The following is an 11,125-nucleotide window of genomic DNA, read 5'->3' as shown; positions in this document are numbered from 1 at the left end:
CTTGCTCTCTTAAAAACTCAGGCTCAACTGGGCGTACCAGTGGCTTTTGCTCTCATTTGAAAATTCTGTGGGTCGGCTCATTGCCCGCGCATAAGCCAATTCGGCTTTGGCGCTTTTGTATTCCCCCCTCAAGCCGAGGGTGGCACCGACGAGGTGTTGTTGGCTGGTCTGCCGGTTGGGCATGCGTTGCACCCGTCCTGCATCAAGGCCCACAAACGCGTTGACGCGCCAGGCGCCGTCTTGCCAGCTGGCGCTTTCGTATTCATTGCGAACATGCCAACCTGACGGAGCCAGCAAGCTGTTTTGCTGGAATCCGCGAACGTCGTAACGCCCACCAATTTGTATTTGTGCCAATGTGGGCGTGTTGTGGGGGGCGGCCTGCAAAGTGAGGGCACTGCGCAAGAGCCCTCGATCTTGCGGCATGGGCCATGTGGCACCCATTTTGATTTTGAGCAACCGGTATTGCGGATCTGTGCCGTCCGGAAGGCTGAGTTGTGCATTGACGGCTTTGAGGCCTTGCTCTGCACGCAGACTCCAGTCGTACACCTGGTTTCCGTTGTAATGTTTGCCTTTGAGGCCAACATGGGCCACGGTCAGCCTTCGAGTCTGACTTTTGATCTCAATGTCTTGAACTTGCGTCTTTTGCCGACTGACATCGATGCCAGCGACCAGACTTTGCTTGCTTTGTTGGTCTCGGGCGTACAGGTATTCATACCCCATGCCCATCTTTTGGGCCTGGGTTTGCAACAGATAGGAAGTGTTGATGCCTGGCAAGGTGAATTGGGTGTCAATCCAGGATGCGGATGCGGTCCACAGGTGATAGCCGACGGGCAAAAGGTAATTGAAGGTGACGCCCTGAAAGCGGGCATTCAAATCGCCTCTGTCCAAATTTTGGAGCCAGCCAATGGCCATTTGATCGTTGCGTTGGAATGGGTTGTCCCATGCCAATTCGGTTGTGCTTTTCCAGTAGCCAAGGGATGCACTGCCACTGTTGTCGATCATCTCTGAGACCCGAAATCCAGGGCTGTCCTTGACCTCTACCCGAATTTCCGAAGTGCCCGGTTCTTGACCAGGATAAAGTTTGAATGTGCCTTGCTGTGAGGGAATGCGGTTGATGTTTTCCAGCCCTTGTTCAAGGTCTCGCAAATTCAGCAGCCCTTGCGTCTGAACTGGAAAGGCGCTGGCAATGCGTGTGTCTGAGGGGTTGCCATTCAAAGTAATCCGCTCAATGCGGCCAGGCACGACCCGTATCTGCAAGCGTTCCGTCAATATTTTTTGCGCTTCAATGTAAGCGCGGGTGGTGATCCAGCCTTGGGCTTGAAACCATGCATTCAGTTCACTCAAGAAATCATTGAGTTGCAGTGCGCCAACGCAAGGTCCGGTGTAGCGCTGCAGCAGGTCGTTCGGCGGGGCTGACATTGAGGCTGGAAGGCCTACCAGCTCGTATTGCAGGACAGGCCGACATGTCTCAGCGTCTGCGTCTTTCGATTTGGTTTTTTCTGGTTGTGTGGTTTTGTCTTGCAAAAATACGTCTGCTTCTGGCACCTTGCGCTGCTGCGCATCACGGATGCTTCGCTCATTGGCACGCAAAACATCTTCAAGAGTGACGGGCGTTTGCGCTACAGCGACAGGCACCCAAGCGGCCAATGCGCATCCGCAAGCGACAAACCATGGCGGATAAAACTGAGACGTGGACGTGAAATTTGACCGACCCGCCGTCTTCCGCATGAATATACGCACCATGATTGACCGAACTTAAAATGCGTATTTTTACACCCATTAACAAATAAAAATCTTACAAATAGTTAATAAATATTTACTTTTAGCCGCTGCTTGCGGAGTTCAAGTATTCAAACCAATAGGCTGTTCACACAACGGCAGCAAATTCAAAGCACCTGAACCAGACCACCGTTGATTCGAGCCAGTTCACGAAATTCAGAACTGATGCAACCATCACTGGATGCGCTTTGCCAGAACGGCAAAGCCAGCGCCTTCGCCTGCGGCCAGACGCTCAGGGTGTGGGCGTTGGGGCGAGGCAGCGGACTGGCCCAGTCGCGTTCGACCACTTTGCCCACCACCGGGGCATAAAACATAGGCAACATGTCATAGGCAGGGGCCAGTTGCCAGCGGTACTGGTACAGCAGCAGAGACACATTACCGTGGTGGCGGTCGGTGTTGGCGATCAGGTCGCCAAAGGCGGCGAGCAGGCACAACGTCTGTATGTCGACAGCGCTCAGGCTTTCGGCGCCTGCAGGTGAGAACTTGACCAGCACAGGCATGTCGTGGACGACGGCGCAAAACTTGGACTGTTCGCCCCCGGCGCTGGACCCCGGCACGGCACATCACGCAGCAGCAAATAGCGCGGCGCCCTGGCCGGAAAGGAAATGCCTTTCGACACCACTTGAATTGCCCCCAAACACCTGATTGCGCAATGAAAACTAGCAACTTCAGTGACGCAAACTGGCAACTACAGTGACGTTCCGCAGCAGCGTTGGCAACGAGTTACAAAACCAGAACAAACCTCCGCAAATCGCCCATCATGTAACAAAGTTTCATAAATTCGCATACGATAGTTACATCGGCGACTCTTCAGCATCAGGGCACTGCCGTCACAGACACATCCAACGAAAGTGAGACCCACATGACGACCAAAATCGGTATCAACGGATTTGGCCGCATCGGCCGCATGGTGCTGCGCGCAGCGGTGCAGAACTTCAACGACATCGAGATCGTTGGCATCAACGACCTGCTGGAGCCCGACTACCTGGCTTACATGCTGCAATACGACAGCGTGCACGGCCGATTCAAGGGCAGCATCGCCGTGGAAGGCAACACCTTGGTGGTCAATGGCAAAAAGATTCGCCTCACGCAAGAACGCGATCCGGCCAACCTGAAGTGGAACGAGGTCGGTGCCGACGTGGTGATCGAATCCACCGGTCTGTTTCTGGACAAGGACAGCGCGGGCAAGCACCTGGCCGCAGGTGCCAAAAAGGTGGTGATGTCGGCCCCCTCCAAAGACGACACGCCCATGTTTGTGTATGGCGTGAACCATGCTTCATACGCCGGGCAAGCCATCATCAGCAACGCCAGCTGCACCACCAACTGCCTGGCCCCCATCACCAAGGTGCTGAACGACAAGTGGGGCATCCAACGTGGCCTGATGACCACCGTGCATGCCGCCACTGCCACACAAAAGACGGTGGACAGCCCGAGCAACAAGGACTGGCGCGGTGGCCGTGGCATTCTGGAAAACATCATCCCCAGCAGCACAGGCGCGGCCAAGGCCGTGGGTGTGGTGATCCCCGAAATCAAAGGCCGATTGACGGGTGTGGCGGTACGTGTGCCCACCAGCGATGTGTCGCTGGTGGATTTGACAGTGGAGCTGAGCAGCCCAGCCACCTATGCCGAAATTTGCGCCGAGATGAAAGCGCAAAGTCAAGGGGCGCTCAAGGGCGTGTTGGGCTACACCGAAGCCAAGGTGGTTTCGACCGATTTCAGGGGCGAGGTGTGCACCAGCGTGTTCGACGCCGAAGCGGGCATGGCCCTGGACAGCACCTTCGTCAAGGTGATGGCCTGGTACGACAACGAATGGGGCTACTCCAACAAGTGCCTGGAGATGGCGCGGGTGGTGGGCAAGGCATAAGCCCACGCACGCGTGAGCAAGAGGACCGGTTCTCCGCGCCCTGGATGCCCGACAATCTGCAGACAACGCCCATGCTTTTCATGGGCGTTTTCATTGGCTGATTGAGACCCCCATGCACACCCTTGAACAACTGCGCAGCGGCGCTCTGGCGGGCACGCGCCGCCTGGACCTGGCTTGTGACCTGACCGAGCTACCCGCCGAAATTTTTGCCTTGGCCGACACACTGGAAGTGCTCAACCTCAGTGGCAACCGGCTGCGCCACTTGCCGCACCAACTGAGCCGTTTGTACAAGCTGCAGGTGCTGTTTGCCTCGGACAACGAGTTTGAGGTGCTGCCCGAAGTGCTGGGCGACTGCCCTGCGTTGCAAATGGTCGGCTTCAAAGCCAACCGCATTGCGGATGTGCCCGCCGCCGCGTTGCCGCGCGCTTTGCGCTGGTTGACGCTGACCGACAACGCGATTGGCCATTTGCCTGCCGAACTGGGCCAACGCCCCGCCCTGCAAAAGCTGATGCTGGCGGGCAACCAGTTGCAGGCTTTGCCTGAAAGCCTGCAGGGCGCACACCAACTGGAATTGCTGCGCATCTCGGCCAACCGCCTGCGTGAAGTACCCGCTTGGCTGACCACCTTGCCCCGGCTGAGCTGGCTGGCACTGGCGGGCAATGCCATGGGCTGGACATTTGCCCATGCACCGGCCTTGCCCGAAGTGCCCTGGGCTGCCATCACTTTGGGCCCACTGCTGGGCGAAGGCGCTTCGGGCCACATCCACCGCGTGCAGGCTGCTGGCTGGCCGCAGCCGCTGGCGCTCAAGCTGTTCAAAGGCGAAGTGACCAGCGATGGCTTGCCCGAAGACGAACTGGCCGCGTGCCTGGCGGCGGGTGAACACCCGAGCCTGACCACGCCCGTGGCCCGGCTAACCGACCACCCTGGGCAAGCCCAAGGTTTGTTGATGCCCCTCATTCCGCCAGCACACCTCAACCTGGCGGGGCCACCGAGTTTGCAGACCTGCACACGCGATGTGTACACACCCGGATTCAGTCTGCCTGCACCTCTGGCGCTGGGCATCGCCCGTGATGTGGCCAATGCGGTAGCGCACTTGCACCAGCGTGGCGTGATGCATGGCGATCTGTATGCGCACAACATCCTGATCGACCCGGTGCACGGTCAGGCACGGCTGGGCGACTTGGGCGCGGCCACCCGACTGCCTGACCATCCGCCCGAAATGCGCCGCCGTTTGTTGGCACTCGAAGTGCGGGCCATGGGTTGTTTGCTGGAGGAGCTGGCCTCACACACCTCAGCGCCCGCCAGCCAAGCGCTCCATGCAGTGGCGCAGAACTGCCTGTTGCCCATGCCCAGCGACCGACCTGACATGGCCACCGTGGCCACGCAGTGCCAGTCGCTGGCCGCCGGATTTGCAGCTTGAGTCGCTGCGCTCAATCCAGAAATCGGGCGGCCGCATCGGGCGACGGGACCATGCAACGGTCTGACCACCCAAAAATCCGGTAACGGTGACGGGCCACCCAGCGGTACAGCGCATCTCGCAGTAAGGCGGGCACCAGCCAGCCCAGCCAAGCGGCACGCCAAGGCCAGCCCAGATGGTGCAGGATGCGCAAGATCGCACCGGTGTGCTGCCAGCTGGTGGTGCCGTCCACCAGCAACAGGGTTTGCAAGCCTTCGACCTGCAAGCCCGCTTGCTGCAGCAAGGCCTGACCGGTGCGGCCCTGAATGGCCGCAAAACGGAACACACCGCGCTGGTCGTGCCTGAGCAAAAACCGCACCCAGCCGTTGCACAGCAGGCATTGCCCATCAAAGACCACGATCAGCGGACTGGATGTGGTGGGCATGCTCACAGCGCCAACGCCGTCGTGTTTTTGACCTCTTCCATCACCGCATAAGTGCACGTCTCGCGCACGCCGGGCAGCTGCCACAGCACGGTGCCCGCAAATTCGCGGTAGGCGTTCATGTCGGCGGCCTTGAACTGGTCAAACACATTGGGAGCATCATGCACAGAAAATAACATCTATAGTTCCAATTTTCTTCAACTCAGACAGGTGCTCATTTTGGAACTATCTTCAAGACATTTGATTTTTCACGGCACTTTGGTGTTGTTGATTGCACTGTTGTACGGTGCGCCTTATGCAAAAGCGATCAAATCGGGAGCACCTGCACAAGTGGTGAATTCATGGCGTGTTGCGCATCAAAGCCTTTTCACCATCGCCACCCCACTGGCCGCCATCACCCAGGACAGAGGTTTGATATCAGGCAGTCAAGGATGGGCCCGTCTTGTTTACTGGGGGAATCTCGTTGGCGCATGGACCTCGTTGGTGGCGGCAAGTTCACTCGTCTTCGCTGCCGCCATGTCACTGTGATGCCGTCAAATTGACGTGTAACTTATAATTCACAATGTTTGAAGTTCGCGACTACCTGACAGCGCAAGGCGATGACCCTTATGCCCAATGGTTGATCTCGCTGGCCGACCGACAAGCCAAAGCCCGAATTTTGATTCGTGTGGGTCGCATGGCCAGTGGCAATTTGGGGGATGTAAAACCCGTAGGCGAAGGCGTTTGGGAAGCCCGAATCGATTGGGGACCCGGATACCGTATCTACTACGCGCAGGCAGGCCAGCGCTTGATACTGTTGTTGGTGGGTGGTGACAAACGCAAACAACAAGCCGACATTGAAAAAGCCCATCAATACTGGCTGGATTGGCAACACAGGAGAAAGCTCAAATGACCATCACGACCAGCCGCCCGCATGACGAAGCCGTTGTGGACATGCTCAAGGCTGACCCTGATTTTGCCAATGAATACCTTGCGGTCGCGCTCGACCAAGCCGATCAGCCTGGCGGACAACAGGCTTTGCTGACGGCTTTGCGGCACATCGCTGAAGCGCAAGGCATGTCTGCGGTGGCTGAGAGAGCGGGCATGCCGCGTGAAAGCCTTTACCGGGCGCTCGGTCCACGCGGCAATCCAACGCTCAAGACATGGCTGGCCCTCTTGAACGCGACAGGACTGCATCTGTCGGTAGCGCGGTCGTAACGTGGATGTTTTCCAGTCACTGCAGCTAAAAGTCACAGCGCCAACGCCGTCGTGTTTTTGACCTCTTCCATCACCGCATAAGTGCGCGTCTCGCGCACGCCGGGCAGCTGCCACAGCACCGTGCCCGCAAATTCGCGGTAGGCGTTCATGTCGGCGGCGCGGGTCTTGAGCAAATAGTCAAAGCCCCCGGCCACCATGTGGCACTCCATGATTTCGGGGCGCACTTGCACCGCTGCCTTGAACTGCTCAAACACATTGGGGCTGGTGCGGTCGAGCAAGATTTCCACAAACACCATCATCCCCGCGCCCAGTTTCAGCGGGTTCAAACGTGCTTCGTAGCCTAGGATGAAGCCCTCGCGCGTGAGGCGTTGCACCCGCGCCAGCACCGCCGTGGGCGAGAGCGCCACGGCTTCGGCGAGCTTCAAGTTGCTGATGCGGCCATCGCGTTGCAGCAAATCCAGGATGCGGCGGTCAATGCGGTCAATGTCCGGTGTTTCGGTGGTCATATTGATTTTTATCCGGTCGATTGATTCTATTTTGGCGAAATATTCAGTCTCGTATCCGGATGATAGCGATTCATGCAGTTCCGGAAAGATGTCGGGGCTGAAGCCACCGACCTACAAGAACCTGTCTCCGTAGGTCGGCGGCTTCAGCCCCGACATGACCGCTGCACCACCCCGATTGAATCCGCAAGGCCACCACCATGAACGCACCCATGACCCCAAACACCCCGCCCAAAGGTGCCCACTTCACCCCAGGCGGCCCGCTGCAAGGGCGCAGCGCCCTGCGCGAAGCCATCGCCCGCGCCACCCGCTTGCCCGAAGCGCAGGCCCTGGCCCCCTTGCTGGCCGCCGCCCGCATGCGCCCCGCGCAAGCCGAGCGCACCGACGCGCTGGCCCGCCAGCTGGTGACGGGCATGCGCGAAGGCCCGCAGCAGGGCGGCCGCGCAGGCCGGGTGCAAAGCCTGATGCAGGAATACGCGCTGTCCAGCGAAGAGGGCGTGGCGCTGATGTGTCTGGCCGAAGCGCTGCTGCGCATCCCCGACGAGGCCACCCGCGATGCGCTGATCCGCGACAAGATCGGCCAAGGCGACTGGCACCAGCATGTGGGCCGCAGCCCCTCGCTGTTTGTGAACGCCGCATCGTGGGGCCTGCTGCTCACAGGCAAGCTGGTGGCCACGCACAGCGAGGGCGCGATGCTGGCCTCGCTCACCCGGCTGATCGGCAAGAGCGGTGAGCCGCTGATCCGCCAGGGCGTGCAACTGGCCATGCAGATGCTGGGCGAGCAGTTTGTGACCGGCGAAACCATCGACGAAGCACTGCACCGCGCCCGCGCCATGGAAGCGCAAGGCTTTCGCTACTCGTATGACATGCTGGGTGAAGCGGCGCTGACCGAAGCCGACGCTCAGCGTTACATGCGTGCCTATGAAAACGCGATCCACGCGATTGGCAAGGCCTCCAACGGGCAGGGCGTCATTCAAGGCCCGGGCATCTCGATCAAGCTGTCGGCCCTGCACCCACGCTACAGCCGCGCCCAGCACCAGCGCGTGATGGATGAACTGTTGCCGCGTGTGTTGAAGCTCACCGACTTGGCCCGGCACTATGACATTGGCCTGAACATCGATGCCGAAGAGGTGGACCGCCTGGACATCTCGCTCGACCTGCTCGAAGCGCTGTGCTTTGCCCCCAGCCTGCAGGGCTGGCACGGCATCGGCTTTGTGATCCAGGCCTACCAAAAGCGCTGCCCCTTGGTGATCGATTTTGTGGTGGACTTGGCACGCCGCACAGGCCACCGGCTGATGGTGCGCCTGGTCAAAGGCGCGTATTGGGACAGCGAAATCAAACGCGCCCAGCTCGACGGGCAAAGTGACTACCCGGTCTTCACCCGCAAACACCACACCGACGTGTCTTACCTGGCCTGCGCCCAAAAACTGCTGGCCGCGCCCGAAGCGGTGTACCCGCAATTCGCCACCCACAACGCGCACACGCTGGCGGCCGTCGTGCAACTGGCGCAGGACATGCACGGCGACTACGTGCCGGGCCAGTACGAGTTCCAGTGCCTGCACGGCATGGGCGAGCCGCTGTACCGGCAGGTGGTGGGTCCACTGCAGCGGCCCTGCCGCATCTACGCGCCCGTGGGCACGCACGAAACCCTGCTGGCCTACCTGGTGCGCCGCCTGCTCGAAAACGGGGCCAACAGCTCGTTCGTCAACCGTATGGCCGACGCCAGTGTGTCGGTTGACGATCTGGTGCAGGACCCGGTGGTGCGCACCGAAGAAGATGCCCAGCGTGAAGACAGCCCCCCAGGCCAGCCTCACCCGCAAATCGCGCTGCCCGCGCAGCTGTATGGCGCGGCCCGCCGCAACTCCAGCGGCCCGGATGTGGCGCACGAACCCACACTGCGCCAGCTGGCCGCCGACATGCAAGCGCAGGTGCAAACGGTGGCGGTGACACCTCTGATGGCCACGCCTTTTGTGGGCGCTGAACGCATCACCCTGCGCAACCCCGCCGACCACCGCGATATGCTGGGCACAGTGCAATACGCCAGTGCGGCCGATGTGGAGGCTGCACTGCAAGCGGCCAGCGAAGCCGCACCCGCATGGGCCGCTACGGCACCCGCACAACGCGCTGCGATGCTGGAGCAGGCCGCCGATCTGCTGCAGGCCGACGCCCCCCGCTTGATGGCCCTGCTGGTGCGCGAGGCGGGCAAGACCTGGGCCCATGCCGTGGCCGAGCTGCGCGAGGCGGTGGACTTCTTGCGCTACTACGCCGCGCAGGTGCGCCGCGACTTTGACCCCAGCACCCACACGCCGCTGGGCTCGGTGGTCTGCATCAGCCCGTGGAATTTTCCGCTGGCGATTTTTGTGGGGCAGGTGGCCGCGGCGCTGGCCGCAGGCAACCCGGTGCTGGCCAAGCCTGCCGAGGCCACACCCGCCGTGGCGGCTCTGGCCGTGCAGGCCTTGTGGCAAGCGGGCGTGCCCCGGGCCGCCGTGCAACTGCTGCCGGGTGAGGGCCGCGAGGTGGGCATGCAACTGGTGCGCGACGCCCGCGTGCAGGGCGTGCTGTTCACCGGCTCCACCGAAACCGCCCGCGTGCTGCAAGCCGCGCTGGCCGAGCGTCTGAACGCACATGGCCAGGTGGTGCCTCTGATCGCGGAGACGGGCGGCCAAAACTGCATGGTGGTGGACTCGTCGGCCCTGCTGGAGCAGGTCGTGCAGGACGCCATGGCCTCGGCCTTTGAAGCCGCAGGCCAGCGCTGCTCGGCTCTGCGCGTGCTCTGCGTGCAAGACGATGTGGCGGACCGTTTGGTCGAGATGCTGCAAGGCGCGATGGCCGAAATCACGCTGGGTGCGCCCGCGCATCTGGCGGTGGACGTGGGTCCGGTGATCGACGAACGGGCCCGTGCGGGCATCGAGGCGCATGTGAGCGCCATGGCGCAACGCGGCTGCCAAATTCACCGCGCCAAAGCGCCGGACACCTTGCCCGCAGGCACCTATGTGCAACCCACGCTGATCGAGATCGACAGCATCGCGCAACTGACACGCGAAGTGTTTGGCCCGGTGCTGCACATCGTGCGCTATGCCCGCAGCGAACTGCCTCAGTTGCTGCAAAGCATCCACGACACCGGCTACGCGCTCACGCTGGGTGTGCACTCGCGCATCGAAGAAACCATCGCGCAAGTCGTGGACCACACCCACGCGGGCAATGTCTATGTGAACCGCAACATGGTCGGTGCCGTGGTGGGCGTGCAACCCTTTGGGGGCGAAGGCCTCTCAGGAACCGGCCCCAAGGCAGGTGGCCCGCTTTACCTGTTGCGCCTGCTGGCGCACTGCCCGCCCGATGCGGCTTTACGCAGTGTGCAGACCAGCGGTGCAGCGGCATTGCCGCAGCCCACGCCTGCGCTGCAAGCCCTGCACGACTGGGCGGTGGCGCAAGGCCGTTTACCCCTGGCGCATGCCTGTGCGCAGTTTGCAGCGGCCAGCCCGGCGGGCCTGCAAGCGACCTTGAGCGGCCCCACCGGCGAGCGCAATGTCTACCGCGTGCAAGCCCGCGCGCGGGTGCTGTGTCTCACGGGCAATCAGCCCAGCACCGTTGCCGACCGCCTGACCCAGCTGGCCGCCGTGCTGGCCGTGGGCAGCCACGCGGTATGGCCGCTGTCTGCACAGGCGCTGCACGGGCAGCTGCCTGCTGCGGTGCAAAGCCAGGTGATGCTGCAAGACCTTGCGCAAGCTCAGCCGGTGGACGCGGCACTGCTGCACGGCGACGAGGCCACGGCCCTGCACTGGCAAAAGCAACTGGCGCAGCGCCCCGGGGCCATCGTCACGCTCACGGCCATGCGCCCGGGCGATGCGGCTGTACCGCTGGCCCGCTTGGTGAGCGAGCGCAGCATCAGCACCAACACAGCCGCCGCAGGCGGCAATGCCAGCCTGATGACACTGAGCCTGTGA

General features: G+C 61.3%; 10 protein-coding genes and 1 pseudogene. 6 read left to right on the top strand and 5 right to left on the bottom strand.

Annotation, left to right across the window (positions count from 1 at the left end; all coding sequences use genetic code 11):
- Positions 1–9: 9 nt before the first annotated feature.
- Together ACZ5RT_RS15615 and ACZ5RT_RS15610 are read right to left on the bottom strand one after the other, a co-directional pair.
- Positions 10–1,728 carry a ShlB/FhaC/HecB family hemolysin secretion/activation protein gene (locus ACZ5RT_RS15615; protein ID WP_464453063.1) on the bottom strand — a complete coding sequence of 573 codons (1,719 nt, stop codon included), beginning with the start codon at positions 1,726–1,728 and terminating at the stop codon, positions 10–12.
- Between the two features lie 158 nt (positions 1,729–1,886).
- Positions 1,887–2,336: a HipA domain-containing protein gene (locus tag ACZ5RT_RS15610; protein ID WP_464453062.1), complete on the bottom strand. Its 450-nt coding sequence runs from the start codon at positions 2,334–2,336 to the stop codon at positions 1,887–1,889.
- Between the two features lie 305 nt (positions 2,337–2,641).
- On the opposite strand from ACZ5RT_RS15610, the gene gap reads away from it, so the two are divergent.
- On the top strand, positions 2,642–3,643 hold the full coding sequence (gap, locus tag ACZ5RT_RS15605) for a type I glyceraldehyde-3-phosphate dehydrogenase (RefSeq protein ID WP_464453061.1): 1,002 nt from the start codon (positions 2,642–2,644) through the stop codon (positions 3,641–3,643).
- Positions 3,644–3,755: 112 nt separating this feature from the next.
- The gene (locus tag ACZ5RT_RS15600; protein ID WP_464453060.1) at positions 3,756–5,063 is read left to right on the top strand and encodes a leucine-rich repeat-containing protein kinase family protein; all 1,308 of its coding nucleotides are present in this window, start codon (positions 3,756–3,758) and stop codon (positions 5,061–5,063) included.
- Between the two features lie 10 nt (positions 5,064–5,073).
- Here ACZ5RT_RS15600 and ACZ5RT_RS15595 read toward each other — a convergent pair whose 3' ends face one another.
- Together ACZ5RT_RS15595 and ACZ5RT_RS15590 are read right to left on the bottom strand one after the other, a co-directional pair.
- Positions 5,074–5,463: a thiol-disulfide oxidoreductase DCC family protein gene (locus ACZ5RT_RS15595; RefSeq protein WP_464454233.1), complete on the bottom strand. Its 390-nt coding sequence runs from the start codon at positions 5,461–5,463 to the stop codon at positions 5,074–5,076.
- A 23-nt stretch (positions 5,464–5,486) separates the two neighbouring features.
- Positions 5,487–5,636: pseudogene (locus ACZ5RT_RS15590) on the bottom strand (Lrp/AsnC ligand binding domain-containing protein); the annotation flags it as partial.
- Positions 5,637–5,700: 64 nt separating this feature from the next.
- On the opposite strand from ACZ5RT_RS15590, the gene ACZ5RT_RS15585 reads away from it, so the two are divergent.
- The 3 genes from ACZ5RT_RS15585 to ACZ5RT_RS15575 are packed head-to-tail and all read left to right on the top strand — an operon-like array spanning position 5,701 to position 6,678.
- Entirely contained in the window at positions 5,701–6,009 is a 309-nt protein-coding gene (locus tag ACZ5RT_RS15585) for a hypothetical protein (RefSeq protein ID WP_464453059.1), read from the top strand.
- Positions 6,010–6,043: 34 nt separating this feature from the next.
- Positions 6,044–6,373, top strand: a complete 330-nt coding sequence (locus ACZ5RT_RS15580; protein ID WP_464453058.1) for a type II toxin-antitoxin system RelE/ParE family toxin — start codon at positions 6,044–6,046, stop codon at positions 6,371–6,373.
- Positions 6,370–6,678, top strand: coding sequence for an addiction module antidote protein (locus ACZ5RT_RS15575; RefSeq protein ID WP_464453057.1), 309 nt, complete (start codon positions 6,370–6,372; stop codon positions 6,676–6,678). The genes ACZ5RT_RS15580 and ACZ5RT_RS15575 overlap by 4 nt, the downstream gene beginning before the upstream one ends.
- A 32-nt stretch (positions 6,679–6,710) precedes the next feature.
- Here ACZ5RT_RS15575 and ACZ5RT_RS15570 read toward each other — a convergent pair whose 3' ends face one another.
- Positions 6,711–7,184 (bottom strand): Lrp/AsnC ligand binding domain-containing protein, encoded by a 474-nt coding sequence (locus tag ACZ5RT_RS15570; RefSeq protein ID WP_464453056.1) that lies wholly within the window; start codon positions 7,182–7,184, stop codon positions 6,711–6,713.
- 197 nt (positions 7,185–7,381) lie between these two features.
- On the opposite strand from ACZ5RT_RS15570, the gene putA reads away from it, so the two are divergent.
- Entirely contained in the window at positions 7,382–11,125 is a 3,744-nt protein-coding gene (gene putA, locus ACZ5RT_RS15565; protein ID WP_464453055.1) for a trifunctional transcriptional regulator/proline dehydrogenase/L-glutamate gamma-semialdehyde dehydrogenase, read from the top strand.

This window comes from Limnohabitans sp. TEGF003 (genome assembly GCF_055395455.1).
This window is presented reverse-complemented; position numbering and strand designations above follow the sequence as displayed.

Bases quoted from the DNA above. Each gene is read 5' to 3' on its own strand.
- ACZ5RT_RS15615 (WP_464453063.1), bottom strand. From the start codon at position 1,728: ATGCGGAAGACGGCGGGTCGGTCAAATTTCACGTCCACGTCTCAGTTT.
- gap (WP_464453061.1), top strand. From the start codon at position 2,642: ATGACGACCAAAATCGGTATCAACGGATTTGGCCGCATCGGCCGCATG.
- ACZ5RT_RS15600 (WP_464453060.1), top strand. From the start codon at position 3,756: ATGCACACCCTTGAACAACTGCGCAGCGGCGCTCTGGCGGGCACGCGC.
- ACZ5RT_RS15580 (WP_464453058.1), top strand. From the start codon at position 6,044: ATGTTTGAAGTTCGCGACTACCTGACAGCGCAAGGCGATGACCCTTAT.
- ACZ5RT_RS15575 (WP_464453057.1), top strand. From the start codon at position 6,370: ATGACCATCACGACCAGCCGCCCGCATGACGAAGCCGTTGTGGACATG.
- ACZ5RT_RS15570 (WP_464453056.1), bottom strand. From the start codon at position 7,184: ATGACCACCGAAACACCGGACATTGACCGCATTGACCGCCGCATCCTG.
- putA (WP_464453055.1), top strand. From the start codon at position 7,382: ATGAACGCACCCATGACCCCAAACACCCCGCCCAAAGGTGCCCACTTC.